19 protein-coding genes are annotated in these 20,754 nt (G+C 58.8%); 12 read left to right on the forward strand and 7 right to left on the reverse strand.

What is annotated here, in order from left to right:
- Window positions 1–154: 154 nt before the first annotated feature.
- The 4 genes from hemG to pepQ are packed head-to-tail and all read right to left on the reverse strand — an operon-like array spanning window position 155 to window position 4,120.
- Window positions 155–679 carry a menaquinone-dependent protoporphyrinogen IX dehydrogenase gene (gene hemG / locus BN1117_RS02370; protein ID WP_040094644.1) on the reverse strand — a complete coding sequence of 175 codons (525 nt, stop codon included), beginning with the start codon at window positions 677–679 and terminating at the stop codon, window positions 155–157.
- A gap of 7 nt (window positions 680–686) precedes the next feature.
- Window positions 687–2,144, reverse strand: a complete 1,458-nt coding sequence (locus BN1117_RS02375; RefSeq protein WP_040094646.1) for a TrkH family potassium uptake protein — start codon at window positions 2,142–2,144, stop codon at window positions 687–689.
- Window positions 2,145–2,180: 36 nt separating this feature from the next.
- Window positions 2,181–2,798: a YigZ family protein gene (locus tag BN1117_RS02380; RefSeq protein WP_040094647.1), complete on the reverse strand. Its 618-nt coding sequence runs from the start codon at window positions 2,796–2,798 to the stop codon at window positions 2,181–2,183.
- Window positions 2,798–4,120 carry a Xaa-Pro dipeptidase gene (pepQ, locus tag BN1117_RS02385; RefSeq protein ID WP_040094649.1) on the reverse strand — a complete coding sequence of 441 codons (1,323 nt, stop codon included), beginning with the start codon at window positions 4,118–4,120 and terminating at the stop codon, window positions 2,798–2,800. The genes BN1117_RS02380 and pepQ overlap by 1 nt, the downstream gene beginning before the upstream one ends.
- Before the next feature lie 190 nt (window positions 4,121–4,310).
- On the opposite strand from pepQ, the gene BN1117_RS02390 reads away from it, so the two are divergent.
- The 6 genes from BN1117_RS02390 to BN1117_RS02415 all read left to right on the forward strand — a co-directional run bounded on the left by BN1117_RS02390 (window position 4,311) and on the right by BN1117_RS02415 (window position 13,460).
- Window positions 4,311–6,248 carry an acetoacetate--CoA ligase gene (locus BN1117_RS02390; protein WP_040094651.1) on the forward strand — a complete coding sequence of 646 codons (1,938 nt, stop codon included), beginning with the start codon at window positions 4,311–4,313 and terminating at the stop codon, window positions 6,246–6,248.
- A gap of 204 nt (window positions 6,249–6,452) precedes the next feature.
- Window positions 6,453–8,600 carry a fatty acid oxidation complex subunit alpha FadB gene (fadB, locus tag BN1117_RS02395; protein ID WP_040094652.1) on the forward strand — a complete coding sequence of 716 codons (2,148 nt, stop codon included), beginning with the start codon at window positions 6,453–6,455 and terminating at the stop codon, window positions 8,598–8,600.
- 21 nt (window positions 8,601–8,621) lie between these two features.
- Window positions 8,622–9,785 (forward strand): acetyl-CoA C-acyltransferase FadA, encoded by a 1,164-nt coding sequence (gene fadA, locus BN1117_RS02400; RefSeq protein WP_040094655.1) that lies wholly within the window; start codon window positions 8,622–8,624, stop codon window positions 9,783–9,785.
- 269 nt (window positions 9,786–10,054) lie between these two features.
- Complete coding sequence (locus tag BN1117_RS02405) at window positions 10,055–10,777, forward strand: response regulator (RefSeq protein ID WP_040094656.1); 723 nt, start codon at window positions 10,055–10,057, stop codon at window positions 10,775–10,777.
- Window positions 10,774–12,216, forward strand: coding sequence for an ATP-binding protein (locus tag BN1117_RS02410; protein ID WP_040094657.1), 1,443 nt, complete (start codon window positions 10,774–10,776; stop codon window positions 12,214–12,216). The genes BN1117_RS02405 and BN1117_RS02410 overlap by 4 nt, the downstream gene beginning before the upstream one ends.
- A gap of 5 nt (window positions 12,217–12,221) precedes the next feature.
- The gene (locus tag BN1117_RS02415; protein ID WP_040094658.1) at window positions 12,222–13,460 is read left to right on the forward strand and encodes an ABC transporter substrate-binding protein; all 1,239 of its coding nucleotides are present in this window, start codon (window positions 12,222–12,224) and stop codon (window positions 13,458–13,460) included.
- Between the two features lie 75 nt (window positions 13,461–13,535).
- Here BN1117_RS02415 and BN1117_RS02420 read toward each other — a convergent pair whose 3' ends face one another.
- Entirely contained in the window at window positions 13,536–13,727 is a 192-nt protein-coding gene (locus BN1117_RS02420) for a hypothetical protein (RefSeq protein ID WP_040094660.1), read from the reverse strand.
- Window positions 13,728–14,006: 279 nt separating this feature from the next.
- Between BN1117_RS02420 and tusA the strand changes: the two genes are divergently transcribed.
- From tusA to BN1117_RS02435, 3 genes are read left to right on the forward strand one after another with little or no spacing between them, the layout of a single operon-like run.
- Entirely contained in the window at window positions 14,007–14,252 is a 246-nt protein-coding gene (gene tusA, locus BN1117_RS02425; protein ID WP_040094662.1) for a sulfurtransferase TusA, read from the forward strand.
- A gap of 21 nt (window positions 14,253–14,273) precedes the next feature.
- Window positions 14,274–14,621 (forward strand): RidA family protein, encoded by a 348-nt coding sequence (locus tag BN1117_RS02430; protein ID WP_040094664.1) that lies wholly within the window; start codon window positions 14,274–14,276, stop codon window positions 14,619–14,621.
- Between the two features lie 10 nt (window positions 14,622–14,631).
- The gene (locus BN1117_RS02435; RefSeq protein ID WP_010672406.1) at window positions 14,632–14,739 is read left to right on the forward strand and encodes a RidA family protein; all 108 of its coding nucleotides are present in this window, start codon (window positions 14,632–14,634) and stop codon (window positions 14,737–14,739) included.
- Between the two features lie 417 nt (window positions 14,740–15,156).
- On the opposite strand, the gene BN1117_RS02440 is transcribed toward BN1117_RS02435, so the two are convergent.
- Together BN1117_RS02440 and BN1117_RS02445 are read right to left on the reverse strand one after the other, a co-directional pair.
- Window positions 15,157–15,813, reverse strand: a complete 657-nt coding sequence (locus BN1117_RS02440) for an OmpA family lipoprotein (RefSeq protein WP_040094667.1) — start codon at window positions 15,811–15,813, stop codon at window positions 15,157–15,159.
- 129 nt (window positions 15,814–15,942) lie between these two features.
- Window positions 15,943–16,515: a DNA-3-methyladenine glycosylase I gene (locus tag BN1117_RS02445; RefSeq protein WP_040094668.1), complete on the reverse strand. Its 573-nt coding sequence runs from the start codon at window positions 16,513–16,515 to the stop codon at window positions 15,943–15,945.
- 222 nt (window positions 16,516–16,737) lie between these two features.
- Here BN1117_RS02445 and glyQ point away from each other — a divergent pair, with 222 nt between their 5' ends.
- From glyQ to BN1117_RS19310, 3 genes are all read left to right on the forward strand, one after another.
- Window positions 16,738–17,661, forward strand: a complete 924-nt coding sequence (gene glyQ / locus BN1117_RS02450) for a glycine--tRNA ligase subunit alpha (RefSeq protein ID WP_005339464.1) — start codon at window positions 16,738–16,740, stop codon at window positions 17,659–17,661.
- Between the two features lie 9 nt (window positions 17,662–17,670).
- Complete coding sequence (glyS, locus tag BN1117_RS02455) at window positions 17,671–19,740, forward strand: glycine--tRNA ligase subunit beta (protein ID WP_040094669.1); 2,070 nt, start codon at window positions 17,671–17,673, stop codon at window positions 19,738–19,740.
- 129 nt (window positions 19,741–19,869) lie between these two features.
- A complete protein-coding gene (locus tag BN1117_RS19310) occupies window positions 19,870–20,367 on the forward strand; it encodes a hypothetical protein (protein WP_156129843.1) in 498 nt (165 codons plus the stop codon).
- Window positions 20,368–20,754: the final 387 nt, after the last annotated feature.

The raw sequence follows: 20,754 nt of genomic DNA on the forward strand, positions 1-20,754 counted from the left end.
GCGCATTATAGGGAGTCGCGACGCGATGACAAGAGGAAAACTGCAAAAAATGGCACTTTTTACAGTTTTCCGGTTCAACCGTTGCTTTATTAAACAAAAGCCCCGCATCGGCGGGGCTGTTTCGGGCAAGAAACCCTGAAGTCACATCACGCTGCTACCTTTTTGACCAGAATTCGCGTGCAAAACTGCGTACCTTCTCCCAATCGGTAAATTCAATGTCCTTACTGGTGTCAGTACTGCCACCGGTAATCTTCATGATCAACTGGATGATGCGGGTCTGCCACCAGTTATAGCGGGAATATTGCAGCGCACCGGCAAAAACGCCCAGGGTTTTCGGCTTCCAGGGAGAGAGGCGCAGAAACTTCTTCATATAGGCATTAGTTTGCGGCGTCTGTTTCTCAGGTTTGCGAGCCGTCAGGTTGACACAGAAGAAGGCCGCATTGGCCACTTCCAGCTGCTCCTCGTGAGCGTGAATAAAGCTGAACAGACTGGGATGGAAGTTGCCGTATCGGATGGAAGCACCGATCAAGACCTTGGCATACTTGCTGAGGTTGCACATGGGCAGGGTATGAAGGTCATGCATTACCACTTCACACTCCGGCATCTGCTCCAGCATGATATCTATGATTTTCCGGGTTTGACCATCCCGAGAGGAATAAAGCACCAAAATCTTGTCCATAACTACCTCAACTACGCCAGAATGCAGGGGTAAACAGTACCAGAAGCGTAAAAATTTCCAATCGACCGAATAACATAGCAGTGATCATAATCCATTTAGCAGCATCCGTTGTGTTGGCAAAGTGAGGTGCCACGTCACCCAAACCGGGGCCAAGGTTGTTGAGTGATGCAACAATGGCTGAAAATGCCGTCAGTTCATCCATCCCCGTTGCAATCAGACCCAACATACAGATGATAAAAATCATGGCATAAGCCGCAAAAAAGCCCCACACCGCTTCAATAACCCGTTCTGACAATGCCTTATTGCCCAACTTTATGCGATAAACCGCGCGAGGATGGATCAACCGCTTGAGTTCCCGCACCCCCTGCAGGTGCAACAACATCAGGCGTACAACCTTGATACCCCCTCCCGTGCTTCCGGCGCACCCTCCTACGAAGGAGGCCAGCATCAACAAAACGGGAAGGAACAACGGCCACTCGGAAAAACCGGTGGTACTGTATCCCGCTGTCGTCGCAATAGAGACTGACTGAAATAGAGCATGATCCAGCGTCTCTGACCAGCTCTCATAGCTGGCATGATGCATCAGTACCAGAAAGCAGATCAGTGTTACCGTCAATTGAATGCCTATAAATACCCTCACTTCGGGGTCTTTCAAATAGACATGAAGTCGCCGTGGTCTATGTGCAAATGCAGCAAAATGAAGCGTGAAGTTCACCCCGGCCACCATAAGAAACAGCACAGTGATCAAATTGATGGCACTGCTGTTGAAATAGCCGATGCTGGCATCATGGGTCGAGAAGCCGCCGATCGCTACCGTTGAGAAGGCATGACAGATGGCATCAAACATGGTCATCCCTGCCATCCAGTAAGAGAGGGCACAGCTGAGCGTGATAAATAGATAGATGTACCAGAGTGCCTTGGCCGTTTCGGCGATACGCGGCGTCACCTTGGTATCCTTGACCGGCCCCGGGATCTCGGCACGATAAAGCTGCATTCCCCCGATACCCAGCAGCGGCAGTATGGCCACCGCCAGTACTATGATCCCCATCCCCCCCAACCATTGCAACAACTGGCGGTAGAACAGAAACGCCTTGGGCAGCTCATCGAGCCCGGTCAGCACAGTAGCCCCTGTGGTGGTCAGGCCGGAAAACGACTCGAAGAAGGCTTCCGAAACCGACATGCCGGGTACATCGCTGATGATGAAAGGCACCGCTCCCACACTGCCCAGCACCACCCAGAACAACACCACGATGAGAAAACCCTCTTTCGCTCTGAGCTCCTTTTTGTGATAACGATTGGGAAACCAGAGCGCGATCCCGAGCAGCAGGGCCATAAAGAAAGATTTGATGAACTCGGCGCCCCCGCCATCCCGATAGCCGAAAGCCACCAGCGCAGGCAACAACATGGTCGAGCTGAACAGCGCAACCAGTAGGCCAACAATGCGAATAATGCTCAGGATGTGCATTACAGCTCCCTTTCCTCGATTAAAGAGCGATGGATTCTAGCCATCCAGGGGACAAAGGGATACACGCCCATGAGTCCGGTCGGTCAACTCACGATCCACCCGAGCCCAAACCGCCGACTCCCACGCCACTTGCAAGGTAACCTGCTGGCCATAATCAGCCCCCAGCAATTCACCATTGTGGCTGCTTATCAGCGACTCGACCGCCCCCATGTCGCCGTAATCGCAGTGAATGAGAGAGGGAGTGCGCGGCACCTTGAGCAGGGTCGGCAGCTGCTTGAGGGCGGCACCAACACCGCCCCCATAGGCTTTGACCAACCCACCAGTACCCAGATGGATACCGCCATAGTAACGCACCACCACGGCACAGATTTCACCGATCCCCGACCCCATCAGCTGGGCCAGGATCGGCTTGCCCGCGGTGCCGGACGGTTCGCCATCATCGCTGAAGCCATAGACCTGGCTATCTTGCGGCGCCCCCGCCACAAAGGCCCAGCAGTGGTGGCGAGCGGCCGGATGTTGGCGCTTGATCTCGTTGACCCACTCCTTGGCTGCCTCGACGGTCGGGGTATGGGCGATCAGGGTAATGAAGCGGCTCTTCTTTATCTCTTCGGTCAACTCCAGCGGGGCTGCCGGAATGGAATACGCTGCCGCCATCAGAGCCCTGCTTGTCTGGTCATGTTTTCCACCCCGTTAGCGTGCAGCACCACGTTGTCTTCGATACGGATGCCACCAAACGGCCGCAATGCCTCCACCTTGTTCCAGTTGACCCGTTTACCCTGTTCGCCCTGACGCAGCGGCTCCAGCAGACTGTCGATAAAGTAGAGGCCCGGCTCTATGGTGAACACCTGATCTACCTCCATCACCCGGGTACAGCGCAGATAGGGGAACAACTCGGGCGCCGCCAGGTGGGTGCCACGCTCATCCTGCATGAAACCGCCCGCATCGTGTACCTGTAAACCGAGGAAGTGGCCGAGGCCGTGAGGGAAGAAGACGTTGGTCACCCCGGTGTTGATCATCTCGTCCACCGACATATCCACCAGCTCGGTGGCTTGCAGCAAGCGCGCCAGCTTGTGATGCATCTGCAGGTGCAGCTCGTTGTAGCGGCGACCGGGTTTGATCTCCTTGATGATCTCCTGCTGCTGCTCGTCAAGGGCCGCTATCAGATCGGCAAACTCGCCGCGCCGCCATGCCCAGGTACGGGTGATGTCGGAGGCATAACCGTGAAAATCGACGCCGGCATCGATCAGGAAGGAGTAACGCTCCGCATCCGGCACCCGCACGGTAGACACATGGGTGTAGTGCAGGATGGCCGCATTGCGGTTGATGGCGACAATATTGCCGTAGGGCGCCTCATTGGCCCCCTGCCCGACCGCCTTCATATAGGCCAGATTGATCTCGAACTCGCTCGCTCCTGCCATGAAGGAATCTTTGGCCGCAATATGGCCGCGCACCCCGATCCGGTTCGCTTCGCGCAGACATTCCAGCTCGTAGGGGGTCTTGTAGGCTCGGTGGTAGTGCAGGTAGTTGAGCACCGCCTCGGGATTGGGCTGGGTCAGCCCCAGCAGATCGGCCACCTCCAGATGGCCACCCAGATAGGCCCACTCCTGCTTGTTGGCAGGTAGATGGTCAGCCACCTGCTCCGGCCGGGCCAGGAAACGAATATCGAAGAACTCGACCCAGAAGGCATTAGGCAGCTCCGCCACCTTGTGCCAGAAATCCACCGGCCGGTAGAACAGCAGCACCGGTTTGTTCACCCCGTCCACCAACAGCCAGCAGTGGGGATTGCCCAGCACTGGTAACCAGGCCTTGAAGTGCGGGTTTACCTTGAACGGGTAATCCTGATCATCGAGGAAGATACGGTGGGTCTGGCCGGAGTGGATGGCCAGTCCGCTGAGCCCCTGTTGTTGCAGAATGTCGCGGGTGCGCTGCTGCAAGGTATCGAGGTGCTGGGCAAAAAGTTGGCTGTAGCTGCTCATGGCGTCCTGCTCCGAGGTGAATGTGATTGCAGCATAACATCAAGCGCTGGGCGGCTCGACCCGTCAAGCTGCCGCTTCGTGAGGTAACGCATACGTTACAAACGTGTTTGTTATCAACACAAACCAATCATTAACAAATCAAAAACAATTCAATACACTGCCGGTAGATACATGAAGTCGGGGATTACTCATGGACAACCTCTGCCTGTGGCAACCGGATCCGCTCGGAATGCAGCAATCCAACCTCTACCGTTTTATGGCGGAGGTGAACCGTTTCCACGGCCTGCAGTTACAGAACTATCCGCAGCTTTATCAATGGTCGGTAGAGAAGACCACCCGTTTCTGGCCGCTGGTGTGGCAGCACTGCGGCGTCAAGGGCGAGCTCGGTAACATAGTGGCGGAGAACCGTCAGGATATGCAGCGCACCCGCTGGTTCCCTGACAGCCGCCTCAACTTCGCCGAGAACCTGCTGCGCCGTCAGGACGAGAGCCCGGCCATCATCTCCCGCATCGAAGGTACTCCAAGTCGCACTCTGAGCTGGGGTGAACTGGGGGAACAGGTTGCCCGGCTGGCGCAGTGGCTGCGTCATCAGGGGATTGGCCGTGGCGATGTGGTCGCCGCCTATCTGCCCAATATTGCGGAAACCGTGGTGGCCATGCTGGCAACCACCAGCCTCGGGGCGATCTGGACCTCCACCAGCCCCGACTTCGGTGAAGCAAGCGTGGTGGAGCGTTTCGGCCAGACCCGACCTCGAGTGCTGTTCGCTGTGGATGGTTATCGCTACAACGGCAAGGCTATCGACATTCAGGAGAAGGTCGCCAGTGTGGTGAGCCAGATCGACAGCATAGAGCAGACGGTGATGATCCCCCTGCTCGGCAACCCGCTCCAGCTTGGTCACGATTGGCAACAACTGCTGGCAAGCCAGCACGGCGCCCAGCTTGTCTTCGAGCCGATGGCCTTCAATGATCCGCTCTATATCCTTTACTCCTCCGGCACCACCGGCAAGCCCAAGTGCATCGTCCACGGCATTGGCGGCACACTGCTGCAACACCTGAAAGAACATCAGCTGCACTGCGACATCAAGCCAGGGGAGCGGATCTTCTACTTCACCACCTGCGGCTGGATGATGTGGAACTGGCTGGTAAGCGCCCTCGCCTCCGGCGCCACTCTGGTGCTCTATGACGGCTCGCCGTTTTACCCGGATGGCAACGTTTTGTGGGATCTGGCCCGCGATGAGCAGGTCAGCTTGTTCGGTACCTCGGCCAAGTATCTCGATGCGTTGCACAAGCAAGGTTATGCCCCCATCAATACCCACGACCTGCCTGCCTTGCGCCTCATCTGCAGCACCGGCTCCGTGCTCTCCCCGGAGGGGTTCGACTACGTCTACCAGCAGATAAAGCAGGATGTGCAACTCAGCTCCATCTCTGGCGGCACCGACATCTGCTCCTGCTTCGTCATCGGCAATCCGCTCAGCCCGGTCTATCGGGGCGAGAGTCAGGGGCGCGGCCTTGGGCTGGCGGTGCAGGTGTTCAACGAAGCGGGCCAGCCGGTGCAAGGGGAAAAAGGCGAGCTGGTCTGTACCAAGCCGTTCCCGGCCCAGCCCATCTACTTCTGGGGCGACGAGAATGGCGACAAATACCACGCCGCCTACTTCGCGCGGTTCGGCAATATCTGGTGCCACGGCGACTGGATCGAGCTGACCCAGACCGGCGGCATCCTGTTCTATGGCCGCTCCGATGCCACCCTCAACCCGGGCGGCGTGCGCATCGGCACCAGCGAGATCTACCGCTATGTCGAACAGCTGGATGAAGTAGAAGAGAGCATCGTTATCGGCCAGCAGTGGCAACAGGACGAGCGGGTGGTGCTGTTCGTCAAGCTCAAGGCGGGTTGCAAGCTGGACGAACCGCTGCGCGAGCGCATTCGCCAGCAAATAAAGCAACACTGCACCGCCCGCCACGTGCCCGCTCGCATCCTGCAGGTGGAGGCCATCCCCCGCACCAAGTCCGGCAAGATCGTCGAACTGGCGGTACGCGAAGTGGTACACAACCGGCCGGTCAACAACACCCACGCCCTCGCCGATCCCGAGGTGCTGAACCAATATCGCAACCGGCCGGAACTGGCCAGTTGATAACAAACTCATATTCATCCGAGGCGTCGCAAGGCGCCTCTCTTTTGCCCGTTTTGTGATAAGGAGCTTTTACTCGAGATCTGTTAAACAAATGTTTTAAATAGGTGTTGAAAATGTCTCCTTTTGGATCAATAGTGAGCCTCGCCCCCTGCTGGGGATAAAGGAGCACCACTCCCCACTGTGTGGGAACAAGGAGACACTCTCATGATCTACCAAGGCGAAACCCTGACGGTCAGCTACCTCGAAGACGGCATTGCCGAACTGAGGTTCGATGCCCCGGGTTCAGTCAACAAGCTGGATCGCGCTACCCTGCTCTCCCTGAGCGAAGCGATCGCCGCACTACAGCAACAAGCCGATTTGAAGGGTCTGATCCTCACCTCCGGCAAAGACGCTTTTATCGTCGGTGCCGACATCACCGAATTCCTGGAACTGTTCGATCTGCCGCAAGAAGATCTGCTCGGCTGGCTGAAAAAGGCCAACGACATCTTCAACGCCATCGAAGATCTGCCGGTACCGACCCTCTCCGCCATCAAGGGCCACGCTCTGGGCGGCGGCTGCGAAACCATCCTCTCCACCGACTTCCGGCTGGCTGACACCAGCGCCAAGATTGGCCTGCCCGAGACCAAGCTCGGCATCATGCCGGGCTTTGGCGGCACAGTCCGTCTGCCGCGAGTGATCGGCGCCGACAACGCGCTCGAATGGATCACCACCGGCAAGGATTACCGTGCCGATGATGCCCTCAAGGTGGGCGCCATCGACGCCGTGGTCGCCCCCGACGCGCTGCAGAGCGCTGCGCTGCAGATGATCAAAGATGCCATCGCGGGCAAGCTGGACTGGCAAAGCCGCCGCGCCGCCAAGAAAGCGCCGCTGCGTCTCTCCAAACTGGAAGCCATGATGAGCTTCACCACCGCCGCCGGCATGGTTGCCGCCGTGGCGGGCAAACACTATCCGGCGCCGATGACTGCGGTGAAAACCGTCGAGGCCGCCGCCGGCATGGGCCGTGACGAAGCGCTGGTCGTTGAAGCACAGGGCTTTATCAAGCTGGCCAAGACCGATGTCGCCAAGGCGCTGGTCGGGATCTTCCTCAACGATCAGCACATTAAAGCGCTGGCCAAGAAGGCTGCCAAACAGGCAAGCAAGGCAACCGGCCATGCCGCCGTACTGGGTGCCGGCATCATGGGCGGCGGCATCGCCTACCAGTCTGCCAGCAAGGGCATTCCGGCGGTGATGAAGGATATCAACGAGAAGGCGCTGGCACTTGGCATGGGCGAAGCCACCAAGCTGCTCAACGGCCAGCTCGAGAAGGGCCGCATCGACGGCATCAAGATGGGCCAGGTGCTCTCCGCCATCACCCCGACCCTCAGCTATGACAACGTCAAGCATGTGGATGTGGTGGTCGAAGCCGTGGTCGAAAATCCCAAGGTGAAAGCCGCCGTACTGGGCGAAGTAGAAGGGATCATTGGCGAAGACGCCGTGCTCGCCAGCAACACCTCCACCATTCCCATCTCCCTGCTGGCCAAGGGGCTGAAGCGCCCGCAGAACTTCTGCGGCATGCACTTCTTCAACCCGGTGCACCGCATGCCACTGGTGGAGATCATCCGCGGCGAGCAGACATCCGATGAAACCATCAACCGCGTGGTGGCCTACGCCGCCGCCATGGGCAAGTCCCCGGTGGTGGTCAACGACTGCCCGGGCTTCTTCGTCAACCGGGTGCTGTTCCCCTACTTCTTCGGCTTCAACAAGCTGGTTGCCGATGGTGCCGACTTTGCCGCCGTCGACAAGGTGATGGAGAAGGAGTTCGGCTGGCCCATGGGCCCCGCCTACCTGCTGGATGTAGTCGGCATCGATACCGGCCACCATGCTGGTGACGTGATGGCACAGGGCTTCCCGGCACGCATGAGCAAGGAAGGTCGTACCGCCATCGACGTAATGTATGACGCCAGCCGCTTCGGTCAGAAGAACGGCAAGGGCTTCTACGCCTACGAGCAGGACAAGAAGGGCAAGCCGAAAAAAGTGGCTGATGCCGCCAGCTACGAGCTGTTGGCCCCCATTGCCAAGCCAAAGCAGGAGTTCGACAAGGAGGCCATCATCGCCCGCATGATGATCCCGATGATCAACGAGGTGGTGCTCTGTCTGGAAGAGGGCATAGTCGCCACGCCAGCCGAAGCCGACATCGCACTGGTCTACGGTCTGGGCTTCCCTCCCTTCCGCGGCGGCGTGTTCCGCTATCTGGACACTATCGGTCTGGATCGCTTCGTGGCCATGGCCGACCAGTATGCCGACTTGGGCCCGCTCTACCGCGTCAGCGACCGCTTGCGCGAGATGGCTGCCCAGGGCAAAACCTTCTACTGATTGCGGAAAGGAGATCCATTCATGAAAGACGTAGTCATTGTCGACTGTATCCGGACCCCGATGGGCCGGTCCAAGGGCGGCGCCTTCCGCAACGTGCGTGCAGAAGATCTGTCCGCGCACCTGATGAAATCCATCCTGCTGCGCAACCCCAACCTCGACCCGAACGAGATCGAGGATATCTACTGGGGCTGCGTGCAGCAGACCCTGGAGCAGGGCTTCAACATCGCCCGTAACGCCGCGCTGCTGGCCGGCATTCCGAAGCAGGTGGGGGCGGTCACCGTCAACCGTCTGTGCGGCTCCAGTATGCAGGCGCTGCATGATGCCTCTCGCGCCATTCAGGTAGGCGATGGGGATATCTTCATCATCGGCGGCGTTGAGCACATGGGTCACGTGCCGATGAGCCACGGCGTCGACTTCCACCCCGGTATGGCCAAGTCGGTGGCGAAAGCCTCCGGCATGATGGGGCTGACCGCCGAGATGCTCGGCAAGCTGCACGGCATCAGCCGTCAGCAGCAGGACGAGTTTGCCGCCCGCTCCCACCGCCGCGCTCACGCCGCCACCGTGGAAGGACGCTTTGCCAAGGAGATCGTCGGGCTGGAAGGCCATGACGCCAGCGGCGCCCGCTTCTTCTACGACTATGACGAGGTGATCCGCCCGGAGACCACGGTCGAAACCCTGAGCCAGCTGCGCCCGGTGTTTGATCCGGTCAACGGCACCGTCACCGCCGGTAGCTCCTCGGCCCTGTCTGACGGTGCCGCCGCCATGCTGGTGATGAGTGCAGATCGCGCCAAGGCCCTCGGCCTCACGCCGCGCGCCAAGGTACGTGCCATGGCCATCGCCGGCTGTGATGCCGCCATCATGGGTTACGGCCCGGTGCCGGCCACCCAGAAAGCGCTCAAGCGGGCCGGTCTGACTGTCGGTGATATCGACCTGTTCGAGCTGAACGAGGCGTTCGCCGCCCAGTCCCTGCCCTGCGTGAAGGATTTGGGTCTGCAGGATCTGGTGGACCAGAAGGTTAACCTGAACGGCGGCGCCATTGCCCTGGGTCACCCCCTCGGCTGCTCCGGCGCCCGCATCTCCACCACCCTCATCAATCTGATGGAGGAGAAGGATGCCACGCTAGGGGTTGCTACCATGTGTATCGGTCTGGGTCAGGGTATCGCCACCGTATTCGAACGGGTGTGAGTTGTTGTTGCAGCACTGAGTGTTGTCCCTTTGCGGAGCCAGTCTGACTGGCTCCGCCCTTTCGACTCTGTGACGATTGCCACACGGGGCGGTCGTCAGCGGTCAGAAGCTCTCTGTTGGCTGTCCTGTTTGGGTCAGCCTTTTTTCATTTTTAAACTTCTCAACAAGCTGTTATTGCCTTAAACCTCACATTAGATGGGAGGCTTGCTTGCTTTTTACTCCCCCGACAGGTTCAATCTGCACAAAAAAATGGGTGGATGCACATACATATGTCAATGAGCAAACAACTGCTGATCGTCGATGACGACCAAGAGATCCGCGAGCTGCTCAACGAGTACCTGACCCGGGCGGGATTTCAGGTATTGACGGCGGCAGAGGGCAACGAGATGCGCCAACAACTGGCCCAGCACAACCCCGACCTGATCATTCTGGACATCATGATGCCCGGCGAGGACGGTTTTACCCTCTGCCAGCAGATCCGTCGTGACTCCCAGGTGCCCATCATCATGCTGACCGCAGCCTCCGACGAAGCGGATCGGGTGATCGGCCTCGAACTCGGCGCCGACGACTATATCGCCAAGCCGTTTAGCCCCCGCGAACTGCAGGCCCGTATCAAGGCGCTGCTGCGCCGTGCTGAATTCCGCCAGCCGGAAAAAGAGAAAGAGCCGAGCCGCCGGCTGCGCTTTGCCGAGTGGACCCTCGACACCCTGAGCCACCAGCTGACCCATGACGATGGCAGCCTGCTGGATCTCTCCGGCAGCGATGCCATGCTGCTCGGCATGTTCCTGCAACAGCCCGGCGTGGTACTGGACCGGGACACCATCTCGGATGCCACCCGCGGCCGCGAAAGCCTGCCGATGGAGCGCGGCATCGATGTGCAGATCAGCCGTCTGCGCCAGAAGTTGGGCGACAACGGCAAGAGCCCACGCATCATCAAGACCATTCGCGGTAGCGGCTACATGCTGATTGCCGAGGTGCACGAGCTGCCATGAGCCACAAGTGGTCCTGGGGAGCGCTGGTGCCACGCTCTTTGCTGTCACGGATGATTCTGCTGCTGCTGCTGGCTATCCTGCTCTCCCAGACCATTCTGACCGGTATCTGGATGCAGCAGATCCAGAAGCGGGAGCTGGAGGGAATGATCAGCACCACCCGCAATCTGGCGCTCTCCGCGGCCTCCACCGTCAACTTCTTCAAATCCCTGCCGCTGCAGTATCGCCATATCGCCCTCGACCAGTTGCGCAACATGGGTGGCAGTCGTTTCTTCGTCTCGCTCAACGAGGAGGAGATCCACATCAACGCCATCCCCGACAGCGAACGCAAGACCCTGATGCTTGAGGAGGTGCAGGGGGTACTGAGCCGCAAGCTCGCCGACGCCATGACAATCAAGGTGGACTTCTCGCGGCCGAAGAATCTCCACGTCTTTAACAATGACACCCTGCTGGCGGATCTCCCCTCCTCCTGGGCCCGCTACACCTTGTCGCTGGATCCCATCAATCCCCCGGTATTGGTCACCCAGATCGAGATAGAGCCGGGTGAATGGCTCTATCTGGCAGCCCTGCTGCCAGCCCCCTACATGACGCTGGATGACACCGTCATGCCAGGCAATCAGATGCGCTTCATCGCCCTGATGACGGTGTTCCTCTGCTTCTTCACCTTTATGCTGGTGCGCTGGCAGACTCGGCCACTGCGCCGCCTCGCCAAGGCAGCAGTCAACCTCGGCAAGGATATTGACCAGCCTTCACTCAAAGAGGAGGGGGCATCGGAAATCGTGGCGGCCACCCGCGCCTTCAACATCATGCAGCACCGGATCCGCCGCTATATCGACGATAGAGAGCGGCTGTTCAGCTCCATCTCCCACGATCTCAAGACCCCCATCACCCGGCTACGACTGCGGGTCGAACTGCTCGACGACGAGGTGCAGATCGGCAAGTTCAACAAGGATCTCGACGAGCTGGAGCTGATGGTTAAAGGGGCGCTGCAGACGGTGAAAGAGACCGACATTCACGAGAATATCGAGGAGATCGACATCAATGCCGTGCTGGAGCAGATGGCTGAGTCGATGAACCTGCACGATGAGCGGCTAACCATCGAAGGCCACTGTAAATGGCCCTACCGCGGCAAGCTGCTGGCACTCAAGCGCTGCATCGGCAATCTGGTGGATAACGGCATCAAGTACGGCCAGAAGGTGCGCATCATCATCATGGATGACGAAGAGATGCTGATCCTCTTTATCATGGACGAGGGCCCCGGCCTGCCGGATGACCAGTTCGAACGTATCTTCGAGCCCTATTACCGGCTCAGCAGCGATCAGGCCGGCACCGGCCTCGGGCTTGGCATCGCCCGCAACATTGCCCACGCCCACGGTGGCGATCTGGTGCTGGAAAATCGTCCGCAAGGTGGCCTGCAGGCCACGCTCTCACTGCCAAGGTAGTCTGTATGAAGTGGTACCCATTGCCCCTGCTTGCCCTGTTCTGTGGATCTGCCTGCGCCTCCCAGGTGGAGGTGCTGCACTGGTGGACCTCCGGCGGCGAAGCGAAAGCGGTCAAAGTGCTCAAGTCCGAATGGATCGGCCAGGGCAACCAGTGGAATGACTTCGCGGTACAGGGCGGCGGCGGCAAGAGCGCCATGACGGTATTGCGGAGCCGGGCATTGGCAGCCAACCCGCCGGAAGCGGCCCACCTCAAGGGCTACGAACTCAAGGAGTGGGCGGGGCTCGGCTTTCTGCGCGATCTCAGCCCGATGGCCGATCACCTCGGCTGGTACACCAGGATGCCTCCCATGGTGCGGGCCACCCTCAGCCAGAATGGCGCCCTGATGGCCGTCCCCACCGGTATCCACCGGGTCAACTGGTTGTGGCTCAACCGCAAGGTGTTCGAACAACAGAAGCTGACCCCACCTGACGACTGGGCCCAGTTTGTCGCCGTCGCCGACCAGCTTAAAAAACGGGGCATCACCCCGCTTGCCATCGGTAACGAACCCTGGCAGCTGGCGGTCCTGTTTGAAACGGTGGCACTCGGTGAGGGTGGCAAAGCGTTCTACCGCAAGGCGTTCCTCGAGCAGGAGAGCGCCACCCTGACCGGCCCCGACATGGTGCGGGTGCTGACCCGCTTCCAGCAGCTGCGCGCCTATGTGCCGCAAAAATACGCCGGTCTGAAGTGGCATCAGGCCACCAATCTGCTGGAGAGCGGTGGCGCCGCCATGCAGGTGATGGGGGACTGGGTGAAGGGGGAGCTGAGCGCGGGCAACTACCGGCCGGGTGAGGATATCGCCTGTCTGCCGAGCCCGGGCAGCGCCGGGCTCTTCAGCTACAACCTCGACTCCATCGCCATGTTCAAACAGCGGGATCCGGCCCAGCTCCAGGCACAGGGCGATCTGGCCCAGCTACTGATGACGCCGCAATTCCAGCAGGAGTTCAACCGGGTAAAGGGATCGATTCCAGCCCTGATAAAACCGGATATGAGCAAATTCGACCGCTGCGCCGTCCGCTCCTATCAGGATTTCCTGCTGGCGGAAAAGCAGGACAACCTGCTGCCCAGCATGGCGGAAGGGATGGCGACACCAACCAATATGCGCCAGGCGATCATGGATGTGCTGAGCAACTTCTTTAACGATCCCAAGGCCAGCCCGGTGCAGACGGCACGGCATCTGGAGCGGGCGATGCGCTCGACCCGCTGATCCGGGCATATTGCCAAACGGCAGAAATGACAAAGGCGGAATTGCTCCGCCTTTGTGGTTGAATCGTCATCCGATTCAGGATTGATCATTCTCGTCCTCATCCTCTTCGTAATAATCGCTGAGCTCAATCCAGAGCCCCAACCCGACCATCACCAGGGAGCCGAACCAGGTACCGGTATTCCCGATCGGGCTGCCCATCACTATCATGGCGAAGGACAAGAACCCCATGCCGGCATAGGCCTGTAATCTGCCGTAGGAGACCTGCATATTCACCTCCTTGTTGAATATGGTTCAATTTTTATATTACTCGCCCGACGCACGCTGGATAGGGCGAAATAACACTTTGGTTACATATGCTGATTGATGGGGCGTTTGTTTGATTATTTTTTAGCCCTGAGTATCATTGGCAGCCGAATAGGTTGAAGGTTAATAATTGATGAGTGATTTATTCTGCAGCGCAACTCATGAGTTGGACGCAATCGGGCTTCGCTGCCCGGAACCCGTGATGATAGCGCGCAAGAAAGTGCGGCTGAGGGTTGGCTACCAATGAGTAATTTATTCTGCAATGCGACCCATGAGTTGGACGCAATCGGGCTTCGCTGCCCGGAACCCGTGATGATGGTTCGCAAGAAAGTGCGGCTGATGGCGGATGGCGAGACCCTGCTGGTCAGCGCCGACGATCCCTCAACCACCCGCGATATTCCCAGCTTCTGCCGCTTTATGGATCACACTCTGGTCGCCAGCGAGACAGAACAGACCCCCTACCGCTATCTGATCCGCAAGGGTCAATAAGCCACACTTCCGGAGCACGCCATGACAACCATTACCCGCATCGGCACCACCCAGCGTTGGTCTGATGTCGTCATTCACAACGGTACCCTTTATGTGGTGGAAGTCCCCGTCAGCGAAGAGGCCGACATCCATCAGCAGACCCGCGAAGTGCTGGCCAGCCTGCAACGCCTGCTTGAAACCAACGGCTCCGGCGTCGACAAGATCCTGATGGCCAACATCTATCTCAAAGACATTCAGGACATCGCTGCTTTCAACAAGCAGTGGGATGCCTGGATCCCGGCTGGCACAGCCCCTGTACGCGCCTGCGTACAAGCCCGTCTGGCCCACGAGGGCTACAAGGTGGAAGTGCAGCTGACTGCCGCTGTCTAAGCAAAACGGGATGCCTGGCTCCCCTGATGCCGACACAGCCCCTGTACGCGCCTGCGTACAAGCCCGTCTGGCCCACGAGGGCTACAAGGTGGAAGTGCAGCTGACTGCCGCTGTCTAAGAGGCGGTTATCCCCCTCATCCCCGCCCCTTCTCCCACGAGGGGAGAAGGGAGCAAACAACAAGATGCCGACACAGCCCCTGTACGCGCCTGCGTACAGGCCCGCCTCGCCCACGAAGGCTACAAGGTCGAAGTACAGCTGACTGCTGCTGTCTAAGCCACTCGATGCTATGCCGTGACCGATTGCTAAAGGAGTAGCTCGATCCGGTGTCTGCTCCCTCTCCCTTTGGGAGAGGGCAGGGTGAGGGGCCTTTCCGTTTGTTGGTCATATTTGCAACAAAGTTTGCAGCTCCCCTCACCCCCTTCTCCCGCAAGGGGTGCGGTGAGCAAAGAACAGGGCACCATTGCTCGCAACGGCGCCAATAGAAAGGCCCCGCCATTACTGGCGGGGCCTTTTCGTTACCGAAACCTGAACGACTTAGGCGGTCGGGGTCAGGGTAATGGTGACGCGACGGTTCTGTGCCTTGCCTTCGGCAGTGCTGTTGGTCGCAACCGGCTGATCCGGGCCCACGCCGGTGGTGGAGATGCGGCTACCTGCTACGCCCTGACCAATCAGCTGAGCGGCAACGGCATCGGCACGATCGCGGGAGAGCTTCATGTTCAGCTCGCGGGAACCTGTGCTGTCGGTGTGACCGACCACGTTCAGGCGGGTCTTGTCGAACTCGGCAACCACCAGGGCCACACCGGAGAGGGTGTTGGCACCGGCCGCTTTCAGCTGGGAGCTGGAGCTGTCAAAGGTCACGTTGTTCGGCATATTGAGGATCAGCTGATCACCGTTGCGGGTCACGCTGACGCCGGTACCCTGCAGCTTCTCGCGCAGCTTGGCTTCCTGCACGTCCATGTAGTAGCCGATACCGCCACCCAGCGCCGCGCCGGCAGCAACGCCGGTCAGGATGCCCTTCTTGCGATCACCCTTGCTGGAGGAGAGCGCACCTACGGCCGCACCGGCAGCGGCGCCAGCCAGCGCGCCCCAGGCACCTTTGGAGGTCTGGGATTCACCTGTGTAGGGGTTGGTGGTACAGCCGCTCAGGGCAACGGTCAGTGCCAGAGCAGGCACCAGGATCTTGGCTCGCATGAAAAAACCTCTGTGAAAACAATCCGGCACCATGCCGGGAGCCGCATTGTAACCTGCCATCACGCCATTGTCTGACGCAGGGCTGAACCGCTGGCGAGAGCGATGTTTTTTTGGCCAACCAGCGGGCTGTCAACGCGGTAACTGACACGCGGCGTGGCAAGGACAGCTGACCAGATGATCGTTCACCATCCCCACCGCCTGCATAAAGGCGTAACAGATGGTGCTGCCGACGAAGTTGAAGCCGAGCTTCTTGAGCGCTTTCGACATGGCATCTGACTCCGGCGAGGTCGCCGGAATATCGCCGTTGCCCTGCCGCTGGTGGACTATGGGGGCGCCGCCCACAAAGCCCCACAGGTAGTCGGAAAAATCGATCCCCTGCTCCTGCAACGCCAGATAAGCGCGGGCATTTCTGATGATCGACTGCACCTTGAGCCGGTTGCGGATAATGCCGCTGTCCTGCATCAGCCGCTCTACATCCTGCTCGTCGAACCGGGCAATCTGCACCGGATCAAAGTCCGCATAGGCGCGGTAATAGCTATCGGTCCGCTTGAGGATGGTGATCCACGACAGCCCCGCCTGCTGGCCGTCGAGGCAGAGCTTGGCAAACAGCTCACGCGAGTCATAGACCGGCCTGCCCCACTGTTTGTCATGGTAATCAATGTATTGCGGGTCTTTGGTCACCCAGGCGCAGCGCAGCTCCATTTCCTCTCCCTCGTCATTTCAGCGGTTTGCCCAACCCTGCCCACTCTACAGGCGGCACTGCTCAGATCATATACCGGACAGCCCGCCCGACCAGCCAGGGCGCAGCACCATCCCGCGAATCCGCTGCAATTTCGCCTATTATCCGACCATGCCAGACGGTATACTCCCTCGGTTCACATTCAGCAAATCTTGCTCTGATTTTCACTTCGCGCGAAAAAAATTATGCAAAAATTCGATGTCAAAACCTTTCAGGGCCTGATCCTGCAGCTGCAGGACTATTGGTCCCGCCAGGGCTGTACCATCATTCAGCCGCTGGATATGGAAGTGGGTGCCGGTACTTCCCACCCCATGACCTGTCTGCGTGCCCTGGGCCCGGAGCCCATCGCCTGCGCCTACGTGCAACCGTCCCGCCGTCCGACCGACGGCCGCTACGGTGAAAACCCGAACCGCCTGCAGCACTACTACCAGTTCCAGGTGATCATCAAGCCTTCCCCCGACAACATTCAGGAACTCTATCTGGGCTCCCTGAAAGAGCTGGGCATGGATCCCGAAATCCACGACATCCGCTTCGTGGAAGACAACTGGGAAAACCCGACTCTGGGTGCCTGGGGTCTGGGTTGGGAAGTGTGGCTGAACGGCATGGAAGTGACCCAGTTCACCTACTTCCAGCAAGTTGGCGGCCTCGAGTGCAAGCCGGTTACCGGCGAGATCACCTACGGTCTCGAGCGTCTGGCCATGTACATTCAGGGCGTGGACAGTGTCTACGATCTGGTCTGGTCTGACGGCCCGCTGGGCAAGACCACCTACGGCGACGTGTTCCACCAGAACGAAGTGGAGCAATCCACCTACAACTTCGAACACGCCGATGTGGAGTTCCTGTTCCACTGCTTCGAGCAGTACGAGAAGGAAGCCCAGAATCTGCTGGCACTGGAAAAACCGCTGCCGCTGCCTGCCTACGAGCGCATCCTCAAAGCCGCTCACTCCTTCAACCTGCTGGATGCCCGCAAGGCCATCTCGGTCACCGAGCGTCAGCGCTACATCCTGCGCATTCGCACCCTGACCAAGGCGGTAGCCGAGGCATACTACGCCTCCCGCGAAGCGCTGGGTTTCCCCATGTGCCAGCGCAGTGAGAACAAGCAAGGTTAAGGAACGGACATGGCACAACATACATTTCTGGTAGAGATCGGTACTGCTGAGCTGCCGCCCAAAGCCCTGCGCTCCCTGGCCGAAGCCTTTGCCGACAACTTCAAAGCCGAACTGACCAAGGCCGATCTGGCCTTCGGCGACGTCGAGTGGTTTGCCTCACCGCGCCGTCTGGCGCTGAAGGTAAGCGAGCTGGCCGGCGAACAGCCGAGCAAGAGCGTCGAGAAGCGCGGCCCGGCCGTGGCGCAGGCGTTCGATGCCGAGGGCAAGCCGACCAAGGCTGCCGAAGGCTGGGCCCGTGGCAACGGCATCACAGTCGAGCAGGCCGAGCGTCTGGTCACCGACAAGGGCGAGTGGCTGGTTCACACCGCCAAGGTCGAAGGCCGTCCGGCCGTCGATCTGCTGGGTGAACTGGTTGCCTCCGCACTGGCCAAGCTGCCGATCCCGAAAATGATGCGCTGGGGCGACAAGACCATCCAGTTCGTGCGTCCGGTCTTCACCGTGACCCTGCTGCTGGATGGCGAGCTGGTGCCCGCCCACATTTTGGGTATCGACTCTGCCCGTACCATTCGCGGCCACCGCTTTATGGGCGAGAGCGAATTCACCATCGACAACGCCAGCCAGTACCCGCAGATCCTGCAGGAGCGCGGCATGGTGATTGCCGACTTTATGGCGCGCAAGGCCAAGATCAAGGCTGACGTCGAAGCGGCCGCTGCCGCCTTCGGTGGCGTAGCCGATCTGGACGACGCCCTGCTGGAAGAAGTGACCGCACTGGTCGAGTGGCCTGTGGTGCTGACCGCCAACTTCGAAGAGAAGTTCCTGGCCGTGCCGGCTGAAGCACTGGTGCACACCATGAAGGGTGACCAGAAGTACTTCCCGGTCTACGACAAGAACGGCAAGCTGCTGCCGAAGTTCATCTTCGTCACCAACATCGAGTCCAAAGACCCGAGCCAGATCATCAGCGGCAACGAGAAGGTGGTTCGCCCCCGTCTCTCTGACGCCGAGTTCTTCTTCAAGACTGACCTCAAGCAGACTCTGGCCTCCCGCCTGCCGCGCCTTGAAACCGTGCTGTTCCAGCAACAGCTGGGCACCGTCAAGGCCAAGGTCGAGCGTATCGAGACCGTCGCCGGCTTTATCGCCGAGCGTATCGGCGCCGACGTGGCTCAGGCCAAGCGTGCCGGTCTGCTCTCCAAGTGTGACCTGATGACCAACATGGTCGGCGAGTTCACCGACACCCAGGGTGTCATGGGGATGCACTACGCCCGTCACGATGGCGAAGACGAAGCGGTTGCCGTGGCCCTCAACGAGCAGTACATGCCGCGCTTTGCCGGTGATGCCCTGCCGTCCGGTCTGGTTGCCTGCGCCGTCGCGCTGGCCGACAAGTTCGACACCCTGGCCGGTATCTTCGGCATCGGCATGCTGCCCAAGGGTGACAAGGACCCGTTCGCCCTGCGTCGCGCCGCCATCGGTGCCCTGCGCATCATGACCGAGAAGCAGCTGGATCTGGATCTGGTTGAACTGGTTGAAGAAGCGGTACGCGTCTACGGCGACAAGCTGACCAACCAAACCGTCGTCACTGACGTGGTCGACTTTATGCTGGGCCGCTTCCGCGCCGCCTATCAGGACGAAGGCATCGGTGCCGACGTGGTGCTGGCCGTACTGGCCCGCCGCCCGACCCGTCCGCTCGACTTCGATCGCCGCGTCAAGGCCGTCAGCCACTTCCGCACCCTGGATGCCGCCCTGGCACTGGCTGCCGCCAACAAGCGCGTAAGCAACATTCTGGCCAAGGTCGAAGGCGAATTGCCGACTGCCGTCAAACCGGAACTGCTGGTCGATGCCGCCGAGAAGGCGCTGGCTACCCAGGTTGCCGAACTGCAAGCCGAACTGGCCCCGCTGTTCGCCGCCGGTGACTATCAGGCTGCCCTCACCCGTCTGGCCGCCCTGCGCGAGCCGGTCGATACCTTCTTCAATGAAGTCATGGTGATGGCTGACGACGAAGCCCTCAAGGCCAACCGTCTGGCACTGCTGAACAACCTGCGCAACCTGTTCCTGCAAGTCGCGGATATTTCGCTGCTGCAGTGATTAGAGTTTGCTAACCAGATCAAAAAACGGCGTCGTAAGGCGCCGTTTTTATATAGCAAGATACAAAAACATATTACGATATAAGCGTTTTTTGAAAAACTAGGTTAATCACCCCATGGATGGAACACTATGAATAAAATATTAATTACCACCACTTTATTTTTAATCAACTCTTCATTTGCAGCTGATGACGCCACAATATCCCGTTTAGTAAGAGACTACAGTGAGACTGTCGCTTGCCAAGTAGGTGGCGAAGGGGAGCTTGGTGAGTTAAAACAATATAGTGCGGTAAGATTATCAGAAGGTTACTCTGTAGAAGATGATGTAGGCTCGAAATGGTTAGTTTATTGGGCTGGTGATATGGGATGTAATGGTGGGAATGGAACTCGGCTACCACAACTAACCGTGGTTGCAATTAATGGCTTTAGGAACACACCTGTTGTTGACACTAGTTATAAATTACCTTATACCAATCTCGTGCAGGTAACAGAAATGAAAAATGACCAAGGCATGGTAACCATTTCTGGTCTTGCTTATGGTGATAATGATACCCAACACCATCCACGAGAAAAAGTTACATATAAGTTTAAATTTGATGAGCAAAACAATAAGTTTATTCCACAGTAAATATTAAAATTAGTTTTTATACAGTTTGTACAGATCTAGTTATCACCTGCCCCCTGCCTCAAATCGGTATCTTTTTACACTATATCGATCGACGAAAATGGGGGCTCTTGCCTCATCCAAACCGTAGGTTCGATTAGCCGTCAGGCGTAATCGGACGTTCGCGTAAATGGATTATTCCGTCATAACGGCCAGCCGCACTTCCCCCTCCTGCTGGCCGCTCCTGTTTCACGGCAACAACCGTAATCAAAGCCTCTCGTTCGTCCGATTACGCTGCGCTAATCGAACCTACAGAAAGCGGTGGCTTGCGGAGCATACCGGTCGGTGCCGAACATCGAGAGGCCCAACATTGACCTTGGGTTGGCATAACGCCCCCTCATCCCCAACCCT

Origin of the sequence: Aeromonas australiensis, from assembly GCF_000819725.1 — a bacterium.
Classification (GTDB): domain Bacteria; phylum Pseudomonadota; class Gammaproteobacteria; order Enterobacterales; family Aeromonadaceae; genus Aeromonas; species Aeromonas australiensis.

What these genes read in the sequence shown, in the direction of transcription:
- hemG (WP_040094644.1), bottom strand. Translation starts at nt 679, where the DNA reads ATGGACAAGATTTTGGTGCTTTATTCCTCTCGGGATGGTCAAACCCGG.
- BN1117_RS02375 (WP_040094646.1), bottom strand. Translation starts at nt 2,144, where the DNA reads ATGCACATCCTGAGCATTATTCGCATTGTTGGCCTACTGGTTGCGCTG.
- BN1117_RS02380 (WP_040094647.1), bottom strand. Translation starts at nt 2,798, where the DNA reads ATGGCGGCAGCGTATTCCATTCCGGCAGCCCCGCTGGAGTTGACCGAA.
- pepQ (WP_040094649.1), bottom strand. Translation starts at nt 4,120, where the DNA reads ATGAGCAGCTACAGCCAACTTTTTGCCCAGCACCTCGATACCTTGCAG.
- BN1117_RS02390 (WP_040094651.1), top strand. Translation starts at nt 4,311, where the DNA reads ATGGACAACCTCTGCCTGTGGCAACCGGATCCGCTCGGAATGCAGCAA.
- fadB (WP_040094652.1), top strand. Translation starts at nt 6,453, where the DNA reads ATGATCTACCAAGGCGAAACCCTGACGGTCAGCTACCTCGAAGACGGC.
- fadA (WP_040094655.1), top strand. Translation starts at nt 8,622, where the DNA reads ATGAAAGACGTAGTCATTGTCGACTGTATCCGGACCCCGATGGGCCGG.
- BN1117_RS02405 (WP_040094656.1), top strand. Translation starts at nt 10,055, where the DNA reads ATGTCAATGAGCAAACAACTGCTGATCGTCGATGACGACCAAGAGATC.
- BN1117_RS02410 (WP_040094657.1), top strand. Translation starts at nt 10,774, where the DNA reads ATGAGCCACAAGTGGTCCTGGGGAGCGCTGGTGCCACGCTCTTTGCTG.
- BN1117_RS02415 (WP_040094658.1), top strand. Translation starts at nt 12,222, where the DNA reads ATGAAGTGGTACCCATTGCCCCTGCTTGCCCTGTTCTGTGGATCTGCC.
- BN1117_RS02420 (WP_040094660.1), bottom strand. Translation starts at nt 13,727, where the DNA reads ATGCAGGTCTCCTACGGCAGATTACAGGCCTATGCCGGCATGGGGTTC.
- tusA (WP_040094662.1), top strand. Translation starts at nt 14,007, where the DNA reads ATGAGTAATTTATTCTGCAATGCGACCCATGAGTTGGACGCAATCGGG.
- BN1117_RS02430 (WP_040094664.1), top strand. Translation starts at nt 14,274, where the DNA reads ATGACAACCATTACCCGCATCGGCACCACCCAGCGTTGGTCTGATGTC.
- BN1117_RS02435 (WP_010672406.1), top strand. Translation starts at nt 14,632, where the DNA reads ATGCCTGGCTCCCCTGATGCCGACACAGCCCCTGTACGCGCCTGCGTA.
- BN1117_RS02440 (WP_040094667.1), bottom strand. Translation starts at nt 15,813, where the DNA reads ATGCGAGCCAAGATCCTGGTGCCTGCTCTGGCACTGACCGTTGCCCTG.
- BN1117_RS02445 (WP_040094668.1), bottom strand. Translation starts at nt 16,515, where the DNA reads ATGGAGCTGCGCTGCGCCTGGGTGACCAAAGACCCGCAATACATTGAT.
- glyQ (WP_005339464.1), top strand. Translation starts at nt 16,738, where the DNA reads ATGCAAAAATTCGATGTCAAAACCTTTCAGGGCCTGATCCTGCAGCTG.
- glyS (WP_040094669.1), top strand. Translation starts at nt 17,671, where the DNA reads ATGGCACAACATACATTTCTGGTAGAGATCGGTACTGCTGAGCTGCCG.
- BN1117_RS19310 (WP_156129843.1), top strand. Translation starts at nt 19,870, where the DNA reads ATGAATAAAATATTAATTACCACCACTTTATTTTTAATCAACTCTTCA.